Raw genomic sequence first — 14,831 nt, 5'->3', positions numbered from 1 at the left:
GCAGGTTAGTCCTGTTTTGAGTTTTGATTGTTGCAATAAGATTCTATTTTTGTGGAAATTTATTAAACCCTATGCCTAAAATATTTCGTTTGTCAAAAGCTGGTGTAAGATTGTTGTTTAAAGTACGACATCACAAAGGGCATGGCATACACTCTCCTTTTGTTTTCAGCTTTATCACTAGAGTGATTGAAGAAAAAACACCTTACCATGCTTATGAGGATGTTCGCAATCACATGAAAGATTTTCCAGCCTTATCTTTTCAGGAGAATAAAACACATCGTTTATTATTCAAGATTGTTAATTATTTCAATCTAAAGCAAATTCTTGAATTGGGAGGAGGTATTGGAGTTCATACTTTATACATGACCGCGACGGCTTCCGATATCGAATGTTTGAGTGTGGAACTTACTCCATCCAAATATAATCAGGCACAAATGCTTTATAATGAGTGGGATCGTAATATAATACAATCAGAAGAGCCATTTCCTTTAATAAACGGAAAAAAAGATTGTATCTTCGTGAATCTTAAAAATTACAATGTCTCTCATAATGAACTGGTTATCTATTTGCTGTCTTTGGTACACAAAGATTCTGTAATTATTATTGATGGAATCCGAACAAATAGAAAGCTACAAACGTTATGGAAAATGTTAGTTCAACAAAATGATGTAATAGTGTCTTTAGATTTATTCCATCTTGGAATATTATTCTTCGATAAAAAATATTACAAACGAAATTACAAACTCAGTTTCTGAGGTTAAGTTCTCAGACTTTTTATTCCTTTGAATAGAGTGATAACTAAGATTAGCTATTGTAGAATATAGTAATAGATATTTAACATTACTTATTGATGAAAAAAAGTTTAGTATATACAAAAACAGGAGATAAGGGAACTACCGGCTTAGTTGGTGGGATGAGGGTTCCTAAGTCACATGTAAGGTTAGATGCATATGGTACTATCGACGAATTAAATTCGTTTTTAGGATTGCTTATTTGTGAGATAAAAGAGGAAGATATTCTGAAAGTACTTTCTTTCATTCAGCATAAATTGTTTACTGTGGGATCGTATCTGGCAACAGAGACAGAGGCCATTTCTCCAAAAGCTGCCAGTATTATAACCGATGAGAATATTGCATTGTTAGAAAAGGAAATGGATCGCATGGATAGCGAGTTACCTTCACTTAGACAATTTGTATTGCCGGGAGGAAGCGAAGCTGCAGCCAGAGCTCATATTTGTCGTACAATAGCACGTCGTGGAGAGCGTTGCATTTACCGAGTTAAGGAAGATTATCCAGTGGAAGACAATATTTTAAAGTTTGTGAATCGCTTGTCTGATTACTTCTTTATCCTTGCCCGAAGAGAATGTAATAAGAATGGAAAGGAAATTTTCTGGGATACTACTTGTTCCTAAGGAATATTCTGCTATTTTTGCCGAAAATAAGAATTAAGAGAATTATAATAAATACATTACTATGTACTGGACACTAGAATTAGCATCGAAATTGGAAGATGCACCATGGCCTGCTACTAAGGACGAGTTGATTGACTATGCTCAACGCTCGGGTGCACCGTTGGAAGTTATAGAAAACCTTCAGGAATTGGAAGATGAGGGCGAAATTTTTGATACAATCGAAGATATTTGGCCAGATTATCCAAGTAAGGAAGACTTTTTCTTTAACGAAGACGAATATTAAACCTAAAAGGTTGTAAGGAGCTTTACAAAGAAGCAGATATAGAAGAGGGGAACGGAATTTATATTACGTAGCCCCTTTTTTGTTTTTTATTATTATATTTAGGTTTCTAAAAGTTATACTCTAATCAAAGGTTTACTATTTAAATTAAGGACTATGAGACAAACAAGATTTTCCCTAACGAAAACGAATAATAAGGCGAGCAATAACCGCATTGTTTCAATGGTAAGTAAATTACTCTTTTACTCGGGTATTGTGGTTCTTATGTCTGCACTTATTTATATGATTGGTAATCTAGCTAAAGCTGATTCATTTGTCAGTATATGGCTTGTTTTCGTGATAACTGGAATATTTTTTATTCTATCAAGTGTTTTGATCAATAAGGATGGTTTATTTAAAAGATTATGATAAGCGATTAACTTCGTCATTTCCCTATATAGAAAGGCTGCCCTTTGGGTGGTCTTTCTTATTTATATAGATTATCTTTGCTCGATTTTTAGAACAGAAAGATGAAACAGGCATTTATTAAGCTGCACCTATCCATCCTGATAGCTGGGTTTACGGGGATTTTTGGCAAACTGATTTCTCTCAATGAGGGATTGCTGGTTTGGTATCGGATGCTTATAACTTCACTTCTTTTATATGCACTCCTTTGGGCTACAAAAAAACTTCCAACTATTCCAAAGCGTGAAATCTTCAAAATTGGAGGAATGGGCTTATTACTAGGTTTACACTGGATATTCTTTTATGGGAGCATCAAAGCTTCGAATGTATCCATAGGCGTTGTTTGCTTCTCGGTAGTGGGCTTCTTTACTGCTGTGCTTGAACCTATGATTAACCGACATAGAGTTTCTTATAAAGAGCTTCTTTTTAGCTTGATTACTCTGGGCGGTATTGTCTTGATATTTCAATTCGATAGTCAGTATCGGATGGGGATTATTCTAGGAGTTGTATCCTCTGCTTTGTGTGCTTTATTTACCATTATGAACAAAAGGGTAGGGGTGAGCCATAGTTCAACAACAATGTTGTTTTATGAGATGATTGGCGGCTTTGTTTGTATGAGTCTTATTCTTCCGTTTTATCTCTATTTTATTCCCGTTGAAACTTTAATGCCGAGTATACCCGATTGGATATATCTAGTACTGTTATCTACTGTGTGTACCATTGGGTTGTATCTTTTACAGATACAGGCACTAAAGCATATTTCAGCTTTTACGGTCAATCTTAGTTATAATCTAGAACCTATATACAGTATCATCCTCGCTATAATCATCTTTGGTGAAGCAAAGGAGCTGACTCCGGTTTTCTTTATCGGTTTAGGTATTATTATGTTGTCTATTCTGCTACAGATGATCAGTGTTTCCCGTAGCAGAACAGCTAAGGAACTTAATCCTTCCGAAACATAAAAGATAGAATACCTTTCATTAGATCGTTTCGTTGATCTTCCTCCTCAATAACCTCGAATGGAAAGCCAAGTACACATGTTTTGTAGTTTGTTTGTGAAGCTACTCCTGCGCTGAGGTTATTATCCGAATATCTGTAAATTGTATAACTGTTTTCTCCTAACGGCTCTAAAGCATCGGGTGCTTCTACACCATATGACTCTGTATTGGGTTTGTTGTAGAAATCCATTTGACCTTTAAACATCGGGAATGGAGATGTTACATATTTTACATTACCTGCTGTTGTTGCGGCTAGACCTACTCGCCATCTGTATTTTAGAATATTAGATGCAAACGCCAAATCTTCATCTAGTACATTTTCGCTATTCCAAAGATCAGAACCTACAAATGCCCCACTAACAAATATATTACCACCTTGGTGGCAATAGGCTGTTATTCTTGTTTGAAGTTCTTTAGGGAAAGTTTTAAAATCGGGAACAAAGTATCCTCTGCCTATATTGGTTTGTCTTTGTTTACCAAGAATCAAATCAACAAGTTGATATTTGGCAAGCTTTGTTTGTCCGTTAATAACAGCATCACGACTCGAAGATATAAAGGAATACCCTGCTTTAAGTATCGATTTGCCATGGAGAAATGGGTAATCGAAAGTGTTTCCTGCTACCACCGTTGTTTCATAATCGGAGTTGCTACCTCCAAAACCGGGAGTATCATTTCCCATATAGGGTATATCCCTTCGGAATTCATACTGACTTCCGGTATAATTATATTGATTTTTGTCAGGTACTCCATGATCTATGGCATCCAGAAAACCTGCAATACTATCTTGAGCGGTAAAACTTATAGGGGCTGATATACGATCGAATCCGTTCACAACGAGAACATTTCCTTTTTCGTTAGATTTTCGCGAAACAGATAATATCTCTGAAGGAAAACTTTCACCTCCATCATTTACAGCTGCTACTTTAAAACTATATATCTTATCCTTTTCAATTGACACTTGGGCATTGCTGTAAGGCACTATTTCGCCATTGTCAAAGTCTCCGTTATCAACTCGCATGTAGATTATGTATTTAGTTGGCTTAGCTGTTGGCTCTGTACTGTCTAATGTCGGAATCCAATTTAGACGGACTTCGGTATCACCTACAAATTCTAAACTAAAACTAGTTACGGGTAATGGTTGCACCACATAATCATAATCGTACTGGTGGGCTACAAATTTCAACATTCCTTTATAAACAGAACGGCTCACTATGAATTGAAATCGGGGATCGAGACCATAGCGCATATCGGCAAAGTTTTGATGCGATAATAATTCAAGTAGCATAGTGGGAACTTCGGGTACGCGAGCCTCACTGTAAGAACGATTCCATATGGGCCTGCGTGTCCACTTAGGTTCATAATTCTGGCGAATATCTTTTATTACCTCATCTGTAATCATATCTGCTAAATGCCTGGAGGCCAGACGAGGTTTTCCGTTCTCAAATTTTTCGTCGTTGAAGTGTGTCATGCAAATACCTAAAGTTCCTATAATAGAATCGTTAGGTGTAGTTCCTGCATCAGAGTGAAAAGCCATTGCCAGATCGATAGGGATATTCAGTCCTCCTTTTTCGGGCAAAACACTAGAACCTCCGGCAATGTAATTAACCCAGAAACCACGACTCTGAAAATCGTCCGAATAGTCATTCTCTCCTGCGGTTCTACTATAAACAGTATCGGGTACACCTGCCCATTGCAACCAATAGCGCGCACCTTCTGTATATCGGGGGTAATTACTGATAGTTGGTTTATAGGTAATTGTATTAGTTTCGTTGTTAAGTGGCACGCGAGCAATATTACCCATACCTCCGCCTATTTTAACAGCATCAGCAGTAAGGATGCGTCCCGATTTTTGGCTTTTATTCGAAAGTACAACTTTACAATTGTCATTCATGCCCTCTTCGAAACTAAAGTATCCGAGGAATATCCATGTACCTCCTCCCATTTTCTGGTTTATCTTGAATTCGGTTTCTCCTCCAAGGTGGTGTACTGTATAAAGCGCATCATCTGTGCTATTCTCTACTGTCTGATAAGAAATATATACACCATACTTTCCCGCCTCAGGAATATTGGGTATCCATTCGCAAAAGCTTTCCTTGCCTTTCGATATAGTTGGTATTTCTCTGAATGTACCCATCTTAAAAGGGTTTTCTCCTGCTTGATAATTTCCTTTAAAGTTTGCAAATCCGGGAGCCTCTCCATCATCCCATTTCTCTTTGCCTTTTCTTTCTTTATATGTTGATTGGCTTTTATTATGATCGTTGTCTATAATAATTTCATGCAATTGAGTATCACGCTCGCGAGGCAGAAGTACATTTGCGCCTGCATTTTCTAACATAGGTACAAGATAGGGTAGTACATAGCTTTGCGTGTACAAATCTTCTACGGTCTGGAATATTCTAGCACGTTGCCATTGCCATTTGCCTAGCTTTTGTTCATAGTACCAACCGTGACTTTGCCAAACGGCTAGATGGTGTCCTAGTAAACCTCGGTCTGCTTTGAATGGACGGGAGGTGTTTGTTATAAGAGGTTTATCTAGTTTGTTGGCGAATCGATCATTTAGAGATGAAGGTACATAATCTTCTATTTTGTATTTGTCGGAGAAGATAGCTAAAGAGTAACTTGCATATTCTTTAGGCAGGCGTTTTTTTACTTGTGCATAAATCGTAGTAACATTGTTCTTTCTAAAAGGTATATACGACAATTCTACTCCTGCATATATATTAATTGTTTTCTTTACTATTCTTATAGAGTCTATAGCTATTGGTCTTCCTGCTACTTCCTGGCGCGCAGTAGAAGTGAGGTATTGACTGATGTTGGCTATTACATTTTTAGGAAGGGTTTGTGCATTGAGATCATGAATAGATAAACATGAGATCAAAATAAATAGTAAGGTTGCTGACCTGTTTATTATTTTGGAGAAATTCATTCTGTGCAGAATTTAGGTTTGATTAATAAAAAACAAATACAAGACATTAAAACATCTAAGACCTTATTTATGTTCTGCCCGATAAGCATCTATGGCACTTTTTACTGAACCATGTAATAACAGTAGTCTGTTGGCTTCATTGTAATTTAGTCCTAGCTCATCTATAATCATTCGTGTACCTCGGTCTACTAATTTAGCATTCGATAATTGCATATTCACCATGCGATTCCCTTTAACTCTGCCTAGTTTTATCATGGTAGCGGTGGTAATCATATTGAGTATCATTTTTTGTCCCGTTCCCGATTTCATCCGCGAACTACCTGTAATAAACTCAGGGCCTACAATCATTTCTATGGCTATTTCGGCTTCCTGTGCAATGGGTGAATCAGGATTGCTGGCTATGGATGCAGTTAGTATTCCATGTTTGTGACATTCGCGTAAAGCTCCCACAACATAGGGAGTGGTACCCGATGCCGCAATGCCTATTACCGTATCTTTCTCGTTGATGTTGTGAGCTAGTAACTCTTTCCATCCGGCTTCGGTGTTGTCTTCTGCTTTTTCAACTGGATTGCGTAATGCTGTATCTCCTCCTGCAATCAGACCGATGACAAGAGTTTTTGGCATACCGAAAGTAGGCGGTATTTCCGAGGCATCCAATACACCCAAACGACCGCTTGTGCCTGCTCCCATATAAAATATACGTCCGCCTTGTTCCATGCGCGGTACAATTTGAGAGACTAGTTTTTCTATCTGGGGAATTGCTTTTTCTACTGCTAGTGCAACTTTCTTATCTTCGTTATTTATATCAATGAGAAGTTCTTTGACCGACTTTTTCTCTAAATCGTCATATAACGAAGGTTGCTCTGTTATTTTTCTAAAGGTCATAATCAGCTTTGTAGTTAATCTTATGGATATCTAGGGTATCAAGTACAGGTCAAACATAAGTATCTATCTTATAAGATGGGCACATTTAAGGTCGCAAATAGACTCAAATTTATCTGTCTTATTTTGCTTTCTGTGCCCTTATTCTAAATGAGAATGATACCTGATAAGCCCTTCCATAGGAGACTTTATTATTGTTGTAATCTCAATATCTAGTTCTTTGGCAACTTCTTTTAATAACTCTTGGTAATGAAAAGCAATCGAACCTGTAAAATGAATCTCATTGTTCATATAGTCATATTGCATTATGTTTCGTAAGAAGAAGTCCTTAAAAGCATTATATACCAACTTGTATATTGTTTGATCCTCAATGTTCTCTATGAGGAATACAGATAGGTTTGCCAGAAAACGATTAGCCATAGGCTGTTTATATACCCTGTCTAATATAATGGCAGGAGTTAGTTCAAATTGGGTGAGAAATTTTTCTTTTAATCCTTCTGTCAGTTGATTTTTGAGGCATGCCCCTAATAGAAGCTTTCCTAATACGGCACCACTACCTTCGTCTCCTAAGATATATCCGAGTGGAGATATATTACTAACAATCTCTTTCCCATTATAAAAGCACGAATTTGAGCCCGTACCCATAATTGCAACTATACCTTCTTTGTTGTTGCATAATCCTTTAGCTGCTGCTAATAAGTCGCTCCCGATATAGATTTCGGAAACATTGATATTATCGGCTATTGCTAGGCGAACGATTTCGTTCTTCTCTGTAAAAGCGCAACCTGCTCCGTAGAAATACACTTTGTCAATAGAATAACCTTTTAATTCTGGAACCAAAAAGGATTTTAATTCTTCTCCTATTTCTTCGCGCGATCGAAAGAAGGGATTGGCTCCTCTGGTATAAATTTGTTTTATTTTTTGTCCCTGATCTATCAAACACCAATCAACTTTTGTTGATCCGCCATCTGCCAGTAATATCATATCTTTATATAGATTTTTCTTTTGTATAAAATGTTTCCGATAAACCAGTTTACAGCTACAAATAAGAGTGCAAAAACAAATGAACTCAAGTAATCGCCCAAACAAGGAAGAAGAACCTCATTATATATAAATCCATGTAGACTGATGGTTTCACTATTGTATGTAAATGTTATATTACCAACTAAAATAGAGAGGACTCCTGCCAGAACATAAATAAACAGAGGGTTTACACCGAATGATTCGAAGAATACACTCCATCGTTTATACCCTTTTATGTCGATAATCCAGATAAGTAGTGCCAAGAAACTTGAGGCTAAACCACAAGTGGCAAGAAGAAAGGTTGGTGACCATATTTTTTTATTGATTGGGCATCCATAATCTAACAAAAAGCCGGCAAATGTAAGTATTGTTCCGAGAATAAATAAACGGGTGATTCTAACCTGATTGTCTTTTACTTCCATCAGGATTTTACCACAGCAGAAACCGACTAATACATGACAAACTGCTGGGATAGTACTTAAAAATCCCTCAGGGTCAATTGCTATACCTGCATCTTTATATACATGATTGACACCGAGAATAGCTCGGTCTACGACTGAGATTATATTATTTTCGCTGAATTCGAACCCATTGCCAAACAAAAGAAGTAAAAAATAGGCGAAGAGGGTGACGCTGATTATATAGGGAATGTATTTATGTTTAACAAATATAGCAACCAGAGAGGTAATACCATATGCCAGAGCTAACCGTTGCATTACTCCCAGGATTCGTATATGTTCCATATTGGTAATGGATTGGAAGAATCGTTCAAAAAAGCCAAGATCGCTGTCCGATAAACTTCTGAAATTACTGCACGACAAGCCAAACCATGCTAAGCCCAAGCCAATAAGAAAGATGACTATAGTACGTTTAATGATTTTTTGAACGGTTGCTTTGCTATATTCAAAATTGAATTTGCGGAGGGATATATAGGTTGAGATCCCCATAATAAACATAAAGAAAGGGAAAATAAGGTCTGTCGGGGTCAATCCATTCCACGCAGCGTGTTGTAGTGGAGCGTAGATAGAACCCCATGAGCCTGGATTATTTACCAGAATCATTCCTGCGATGGTTATCCCACGTAAAATATCCAGAGAGAGTAGTCGGTTAGATGCTTGTTGAGTCATAGTCTGTTATCTTAAGGTCTGAGACCTTCTTATTGCTCAAATAAATAATAGCAATAATAGGTTATAACAATTAAATATGGCAATGGATAGTTGCAAATATCTAATGTCTAGTATTCTAATAAATATAATATTTCCAGGATAATTTTACATTTTTATTCCTCAAAGTAGAATATCCTAAGATTTATTTTTTCAGAGCAAAGATAAGTTTTAGAAAGCTACTCGCCACCATTTTAAGGTATTTAACGAAATAATATTTGCTGAAAATTTCAAATACCGCTTTTTTAGGTAGCAAATGTGCTATTTGTTGCGTGATTTTAAATTAAAGTTTCTATAACCCTTCATTACAGATAGTGTTTATTAAGTGTACTACGTTATCTGTCCGATAGAATAGGTTTAGATATACTTAGTCAGACTTTTTATTATTGGTAATTAAAGAGTGTTTGTAGTCTGTAATTTGGTCAAGGTGTGTTATCTCTTTTGGGTTTTGTTTGTTCAGTTTGTAAGAGGCTTGGTTATTCCTATAATTACCCCAAAATCTCCATCGGTTTGCTTCCAGTCCTTTTCAGGTAAGTAGGTGCGTGATACATAGCCATCAAGATAAAGTGCATTTCTACAACCCTGCGATTTGAAATACATCGCAAGGTCATAAAAATTTATTTTAGTTTTCGACATGGCAAAAACAACTCTGTTATCGGGCAGAATACCCACACCATTGCGGATTTGTAGATTTGTAGATCCTTCTTTTAATTCGGGGTGTATCTGCCCGTCAATTATTAGCATTGGACCCGACTGGGTTGCATATTTTATATGTCCATTGTTAATAAAATCTTCAGTTTTGCAAATCACGGGGATGTTATTTGCCGTAATATAAAAGACGCCGTTAGGCTTCAAATAAAAATTCCCACTTCCCGAAGTCGTGTCTATGGGGCTTAAGGTTTTGAAGTTCTCAATATAAAGCCCTTGTGGGGTGTTGTTTGCGTTGTACATCCCTCCATTTACGGCAAAGAGAAGTTCACGATTTTTACTTTCAGCAAATGTTTTTAGATTCTGGATGCTTTTAATAATTTTGCTGCTGTCATTTTTCCAATACAATGCGAGATCACTTGATGCTAAATCCACTTTATAATCAATAATGCGATCGTCAATAGACTTCTCATTATGTGAAATGAAAAAGAGTCCAATTGCTGATAATAGCAAGATAAGCACTAAAAAGAAAAACTTATTGCGATTCATTATTTTGGATTAAGTAATCATCTGCTTTAAGAGTGATTTTTTAGATTAATTATAGCTCCTTTCAATATCTGCTCCCACATAATAATGAAGCAATATTTGATCGTACAGATATCCTTTTTCACCCATTACAGCTGCTCCTATCTGACATAAACCTACACCATGCCCCCAACCTGCACCAATCAGAGTAAATTGTTTGCCTTCTTTTTCTACATAAAAAGCAGAACTATACAAGTGTGAGGTGGATAGTATTCGGCGTATTTCGAGTTCTTTACCTATAGTTAAAGTCTTTTTCGATCCGACAATTTTTAATTTAATAAGCCTGCCTGAAGTTCCGCGTTGTATAGGAATGAGTTCTTGTATTACACCAAAGTCAATACTCGAACGTCTTAATACAAGGGCAGATAATTCTTCTTGACTGTATGAGACCTTCCATCTGTAGAAATCGATAGTTTCCTGATCGTAGTTATTAAGAACCTGACCCAGAATCTTTTTATCCTGTGTGTTGCAAAATGCAGAAGGACGAGTTTTTATCCATTTCAAAGCCTCTGTTTCTTTTGTTAGATTGGGTAAGTCATTTGGATTAATGTCATCTCTGAGTTTTACTAAGTATGAGAATTTGGTGTTCTCCCAACAATTTTGAAATTCCTCTACTGCACCTCCACAACATTTAGAAAAACGTGCATCGCATATTTTACTTTCAGAGGTCAAAACCTGTCCTCTGGTTTCTGCAATGGCTTGTTTTACAATTTCAATATTTGATGAGGCTCTTGTTATTCCTTGATAGCGTTGGCAGTGATCGTCTGCACAAACATCAAAATTTACATGGTCTTCACGATCATACCATCGTATGGATTCGGTTTCAGTTTCAGAAAAAGACGAATATTCAGTTTTATCGGCTACTATTTCTTTGTTTTTTTCTATTTGAGCTAAAAGCCAGCTTCGGGATATTACGGCGTGTGCTTTTAATAATTCCAGAGATGCTGTTGCACTCATTTCGGATGATATGACACTGGTAAGATAATCTTCAATCTTTATTATATTGATGACCGTTATTTGCTCGTCTTCAACTATAAGTTTCAATGCACCTTGAAACTCTTGATTCTCTTTTCGTTCCCAATGAAAATTAACTCCTATAATAACATCTTCTATCACAAAAGAAGCTTCCTTGTTTGTCGATTCAAATAATAATTGATCGTAAAGCGCTCCATCCCATAAGATTTTTCCTTCCTGATAAGTTGCAGTATTCTTACCTTTTGCAGTTTGTTGCAGACATAGATAATCAGTATGAAAATTAAAGGTGATGGTTTTATTGGATAAGATACCAACACTTACACTGGGTTCTATTGACATCGTTTATTGGTTTTGAGTTTATAGTATTATTTTCTGGTTTGTTTTTTGATATATAGACCTTCTCGGTTTTGATGCTATTTCAAAAGGGAGTTTGTCTGTTCTAAAGATAGGGAACAATTTGATATTGGCTAACAAATTATTTAGCATTTTGGAGCAGATATATCCTAAATGGATTATTCTTTTAATCAATTGTACCGTAGAATGAGATATTTTGTCTGTTGGTTGGTAAAGCATTTAGTGTGCCATACCCGCTTGGGCTTATTCGTAATAAGATTGAGATTCCTACGTTTTCTCTGTTTGTTATATCCAAAGGCTCAATTTTTATTTCATAGCTTCCATCTTTCTTCTTGGTGTCAGAGTAATTAAAGTTGGTGCTGGTAAAATCTATGCTGATATCTCTTGGATTGATAGGTGCAACATACGAACGTCCATAATAGGGAAGATTGGCTATAATAGTATCGTTCTTTACTTTTAGATAGTAGTCGTAATTGAGATTAACCGTTCTTCCAGACATTGGCTGTGCACTGGTTGCGTGAAATGTGAAGTTGCGATTCTTTATTTTTTCGGCATACTCCTTTGCCTTAGCTTGTTGTTCAGGCGTTAATTCTTTTGTTTTACATCCAATGAGAATAGCAAGCAAGATAAGGCTGGTTATTATAGATATCTTTTTCATATTGATAGTGTTTGTTCTTAAAACACTTAATGGTGGTAGTTGGTTCAATAATAGTGAATTAGATGAGTAGTCCAATTAGTCGGTCTGTGAAATCTCTCTTTAGTTATTTACTAAAAGGATTATTTTCGGCAGAAAAATTAAAATGCCAATTACAACACTTGATATTGTACTAACGAGTACGGCTGCTGCTGAAATATCTTTTACTTTTTTGATTAAATTATGATATTCAGGAGATACAAAATCAGCCAGATTCTCAATTGCGGAATTAAGAATTTCAATAGAAATAACAAGCCCTATTGCAAAGCAAAGAATTATCCATTCAATAATCGAAATTTGAAATATAAATCCGCACACTATTACAATTGAAGATACTATAAGGTGTATACGTGCATTATGTTCTTCTTCGACTACTGTTCTTAATCCATTGAAAGCATATGAGAAACTTCTGAGTCTTTTGCTTAAAGAGAATTTTTCATTAGACTTATTATTCATGCTATTTCATTTTAGGAGAGAAAATCAAATGTATTAATAATAATATAACAACAAATGCGCCTCCAGTCAATACAACTCCGTTCCAACCCATATATTCCCATGCCTTGCCTCCTGCAAAAGTACCGAATGATCCTCCTATAAAGTAGCTTGTCATATATACGGTGTTAAGTCTGTTTGTAGCATCAGGATTCGTTGAAAAAACAATGGTTTGATTACTTACATGGATAGATTGCAGCCCTACATCGAGAATGAAGATACCCACAATAAGTCCTGCATATGTAAATCCCCAAATTCCTAAAACAGCCCACGATACTATCATTAAAACAGCAGCACACATTATTAATGTATTTTTATTTACACGGTCGGCAATTCGTCCTACCATGGAGGCAGCTAAAGCACCTCCAATACCAACAGCACCCAATTCTCCTGCAATATCGCTACCTGCAAAGAATGGAGGTCTTTCTAGGTGAAAGGTTAATGTTGTCCAGAAAGCTAGAAAAGATCCTAATGCCAAAGCTCCCCTTATTGAAGCAAGGCGTAAACTTGGTACTGTTTTAATGTAATGTGAGATAGATTTCATAAGCCCCCAATAACTACCCTTAAAAGTCGGTTTTATATCAGGCAACAGAAAGAATATTAATATCCAAAGGATGAAAATAATTCCTGCAGCTATATAATAGACCTGTCTCCATCCTAAATATTCTCCTAATACTCCACTGAAAATACGAGAGGCTAATATCCCGATGAGTAATCCGGTCATAACCATTCCTACATTTTTACCTTTCTCTTTGGGGTCGGATAATTGTGCAGCTAAAGGAACAAACATTTGAGGAACAACAGAGCTTAAGCCAATAAAGAAACTGGCTATAATCATTGTTGTAATGTTTTCACTAAGGGCAAAGGCGATAAGAGAAGCTATAATAAGGACAAAATCTAGAATTATGATTTTTCGCTTTCTAAACATATCTCCAAGTGGAACAAGAAGGAATAATCCAGCTGCATAGCCTATTTGGGTAATCATTGCAACATTATTTGCTATGGCTTCCGATACATTTAACTCTCTTGCAATTTTGCCTAAGAGAGGTTGATTGTAGTAGTTATTAGCAACAACTAATCCTGCTCCTATTGTCATGAGCCATAGGGTGCTTTTTGTTAATTTTGATTGCTGAGTATTGAGTGGTGATTCGTTCATTATGACAGTCTTTTTGTGCCTTTAAGGCCTCTTGAATATAGTTTATCTAAACAAAGTTATGATTTTTCTTTCTGAAATTTCATTTTTTAAATAATTATACTACCTTTGCACTCGCTTTCAAGAAAAGCAAATAGGTAGATTCCGTAGCTCAGTTGGTAGAGCACATCACTTTTAATGATGGGGTCCTGGGTTCGAGCCCCAGCGGGATCACAAAACAAAAAAGACTTTCAAGAAATTGAGAGTCTTTTTTATTTGTTTTCTTGCAAAGAATAATTTAGAAAGTTTTTATTTATTGTTGGACATCTTAGAGGACGGACAAAAGTCAATCTTGATAATCAATTTTAGCTTGTCTAAACTTTGATGACACATATCAATTTGTCTCTTTTATTATTTTACACAATAGTGAAAGAATATATTCTTTCTGGAAATTAATTACACACCTAAATACACAAACGTATTTACAACATAGTATGCTGATTTGTTATCTAATGCCAGACTATTCCCTTTAATAGGAACTGCAACTGTACCTGCTACAGCATGAGTATGAGCTGCACCATCACTCGCCGAAGTTCCGCTGAAAGTATGAGTATGAGCTGCACCGCCACTAGCAGAGGTTCCACTAAAAGTATGAGTGTGGGCTGCGCCACCATTAGCTACTGTACCACTAACGGTATGAGTATGAGCCGCACCACCACTGGCTGAGGTTCCACTAAAAGTATGAGTATGAGCTCCAGCAGTAGCTGTGGTTCTAGTTACTTGTCCACTTTTCATATTAAAGTCAGAGCTATATCCGCCACTAT

General features: G+C 36.4%; 15 protein-coding genes and 1 tRNA gene. 6 read left to right on the top strand and 10 right to left on the bottom strand.

What is annotated here, in order from left to right; all coding sequences use genetic code 11:
* Positions 1–71: 71 nt before the first annotated feature.
* The 5 genes from HGC4_RS01955 (at position 72) to HGC4_RS01935 (ending at position 3,097) form a co-directional block, all read left to right on the top strand.
* Complete coding sequence (locus tag HGC4_RS01955) at positions 72–755, top strand: O-methyltransferase (protein WP_050708432.1); 684 nt, start codon at positions 72–74, stop codon at positions 753–755.
* A 95-nt stretch (positions 756–850) separates the two neighbouring features.
* The gene (locus tag HGC4_RS01950; protein WP_050708431.1) at positions 851–1,411 is read left to right on the top strand and encodes a cob(I)yrinic acid a,c-diamide adenosyltransferase; all 561 of its coding nucleotides are present in this window, start codon (positions 851–853) and stop codon (positions 1,409–1,411) included.
* 61 nt (positions 1,412–1,472) lie between these two features.
* A complete protein-coding gene (locus HGC4_RS01945; RefSeq protein ID WP_026626020.1) occupies positions 1,473–1,694 on the top strand; it encodes a DUF2795 domain-containing protein in 222 nt (73 codons plus the stop codon).
* A gap of 153 nt (positions 1,695–1,847) precedes the next feature.
* Entirely contained in the window at positions 1,848–2,099 is a 252-nt protein-coding gene (locus HGC4_RS18790) for a hypothetical protein (protein WP_185099937.1), read from the top strand.
* Between the two features lie 101 nt (positions 2,100–2,200).
* On the top strand, positions 2,201–3,097 hold the full coding sequence (locus tag HGC4_RS01935) for a DMT family transporter (protein ID WP_050708429.1): 897 nt from the start codon (positions 2,201–2,203) through the stop codon (positions 3,095–3,097).
* Here HGC4_RS01935 and HGC4_RS01930 read toward each other — a convergent pair.
* The 9 genes from HGC4_RS01930 to HGC4_RS01890 all read right to left on the bottom strand — a co-directional run bounded on the left by HGC4_RS01930 (position 3,078) and on the right by HGC4_RS01890 (position 14,031).
* Positions 3,078–6,059: a golvesin C-terminal-like domain-containing protein gene (locus tag HGC4_RS01930; RefSeq protein WP_050708428.1), complete on the bottom strand. Its 2,982-nt coding sequence runs from the start codon at positions 6,057–6,059 to the stop codon at positions 3,078–3,080. The two genes, HGC4_RS01935 and HGC4_RS01930, sit on opposite strands and share 20 nt — an antisense overlap.
* Before the next feature lie 63 nt (positions 6,060–6,122).
* On the bottom strand, positions 6,123–6,944 hold the full coding sequence (gene murQ, locus HGC4_RS01925; RefSeq protein WP_050708427.1) for an N-acetylmuramic acid 6-phosphate etherase: 822 nt from the start codon (positions 6,942–6,944) through the stop codon (positions 6,123–6,125).
* Positions 6,945–7,082: 138 nt separating this feature from the next.
* On the bottom strand, positions 7,083–7,925 hold the full coding sequence (locus HGC4_RS01920) for a BadF/BadG/BcrA/BcrD ATPase family protein (protein WP_050708426.1): 843 nt from the start codon (positions 7,923–7,925) through the stop codon (positions 7,083–7,085).
* Positions 7,922–9,091, bottom strand: coding sequence for an acyltransferase family protein (locus HGC4_RS01915; RefSeq protein ID WP_050708425.1), 1,170 nt, complete (start codon positions 9,089–9,091; stop codon positions 7,922–7,924). Before HGC4_RS01915 ends, HGC4_RS01920 begins: the two co-directional genes overlap by 4 nt.
* A gap of 492 nt (positions 9,092–9,583) precedes the next feature.
* Entirely contained in the window at positions 9,584–10,324 is a 741-nt protein-coding gene (locus HGC4_RS01910; RefSeq protein WP_050708424.1) for a phosphodiester glycosidase family protein, read from the bottom strand.
* A 45-nt stretch (positions 10,325–10,369) separates the two neighbouring features.
* A complete protein-coding gene (locus HGC4_RS01905; RefSeq protein ID WP_185099936.1) occupies positions 10,370–11,674 on the bottom strand; it encodes a SpoIID/LytB domain-containing protein in 1,305 nt (434 codons plus the stop codon).
* 181 nt (positions 11,675–11,855) lie between these two features.
* Entirely contained in the window at positions 11,856–12,347 is a 492-nt protein-coding gene (locus HGC4_RS01900; protein ID WP_050708423.1) for a DUF4251 domain-containing protein, read from the bottom strand.
* A 99-nt stretch (positions 12,348–12,446) separates the two neighbouring features.
* Positions 12,447–12,839 (bottom strand): diacylglycerol kinase family protein, encoded by a 393-nt coding sequence (locus tag HGC4_RS01895; RefSeq protein ID WP_050708422.1) that lies wholly within the window; start codon positions 12,837–12,839, stop codon positions 12,447–12,449.
* Between the two features lies 1 nt (position 12,840).
* Positions 12,841–14,031: an MFS transporter gene (locus HGC4_RS01890; protein WP_050708421.1), complete on the bottom strand. Its 1,191-nt coding sequence runs from the start codon at positions 14,029–14,031 to the stop codon at positions 12,841–12,843.
* A gap of 137 nt (positions 14,032–14,168) precedes the next feature.
* Here HGC4_RS01890 and HGC4_RS01885 point away from each other — a divergent pair.
* Positions 14,169–14,241, top strand: a tRNA-Lys gene (locus HGC4_RS01885).
* A gap of 222 nt (positions 14,242–14,463) precedes the next feature.
* Here the strand turns inward: HGC4_RS01885 and HGC4_RS18330 are convergent.
* The coding region (locus HGC4_RS18330) for a hypothetical protein (RefSeq protein ID WP_221406857.1) at positions 14,464–14,831 on the bottom strand (368 nt) is incomplete at its 5' end.

This window comes from Dysgonomonas sp. HGC4 (assembly GCF_001261715.1).
Classification (GTDB): domain Bacteria; phylum Bacteroidota; class Bacteroidia; order Bacteroidales; family Dysgonomonadaceae; genus Dysgonomonas_A.
The sequence above is the reverse complement of the archived record's forward strand: the minus strand, read 5'-3'. Positions and strand labels throughout refer to the sequence as shown.

Excerpts from the sequence above, each read along its gene's own strand:
- HGC4_RS01950 (WP_050708431.1), top strand. The coding sequence starts at position 851 with ATGAAAAAAAGTTTAGTATATACAAAAACAGGAGATAAGGGAACTACC.
- HGC4_RS01905 (WP_185099936.1), bottom strand. The coding sequence starts at position 11,674 with ATGTCAATAGAACCCAGTGTAAGTGTTGGTATCTTATCCAATAAAACC.
- murQ (WP_050708427.1), bottom strand. The coding sequence starts at position 6,944 with ATGACCTTTAGAAAAATAACAGAGCAACCTTCGTTATATGACGATTTA.
- HGC4_RS01935 (WP_050708429.1), top strand. The coding sequence starts at position 2,201 with ATGAAACAGGCATTTATTAAGCTGCACCTATCCATCCTGATAGCTGGG.
- HGC4_RS01900 (WP_050708423.1), bottom strand. The coding sequence starts at position 12,347 with ATGAAAAAGATATCTATAATAACCAGCCTTATCTTGCTTGCTATTCTC.
- HGC4_RS01945 (WP_026626020.1), top strand. The coding sequence starts at position 1,473 with ATGTACTGGACACTAGAATTAGCATCGAAATTGGAAGATGCACCATGG.
- HGC4_RS01910 (WP_050708424.1), bottom strand. The coding sequence starts at position 10,324 with ATGAATCGCAATAAGTTTTTCTTTTTAGTGCTTATCTTGCTATTATCA.
- HGC4_RS01930 (WP_050708428.1), bottom strand. The coding sequence starts at position 6,059 with ATGAATTTCTCCAAAATAATAAACAGGTCAGCAACCTTACTATTTATT.
- HGC4_RS01890 (WP_050708421.1), bottom strand. The coding sequence starts at position 14,031 with ATGAACGAATCACCACTCAATACTCAGCAATCAAAATTAACAAAAAGC.
- HGC4_RS01920 (WP_050708426.1), bottom strand. The coding sequence starts at position 7,925 with ATGATATTACTGGCAGATGGCGGATCAACAAAAGTTGATTGGTGTTTG.
- HGC4_RS18790 (WP_185099937.1), top strand. The coding sequence starts at position 1,848 with ATGAGACAAACAAGATTTTCCCTAACGAAAACGAATAATAAGGCGAGC.
- HGC4_RS01955 (WP_050708432.1), top strand. The coding sequence starts at position 72 with ATGCCTAAAATATTTCGTTTGTCAAAAGCTGGTGTAAGATTGTTGTTT.
- HGC4_RS01915 (WP_050708425.1), bottom strand. The coding sequence starts at position 9,091 with ATGACTCAACAAGCATCTAACCGACTACTCTCTCTGGATATTTTACGT.
- HGC4_RS01895 (WP_050708422.1), bottom strand. The coding sequence starts at position 12,839 with ATGAATAATAAGTCTAATGAAAAATTCTCTTTAAGCAAAAGACTCAGA.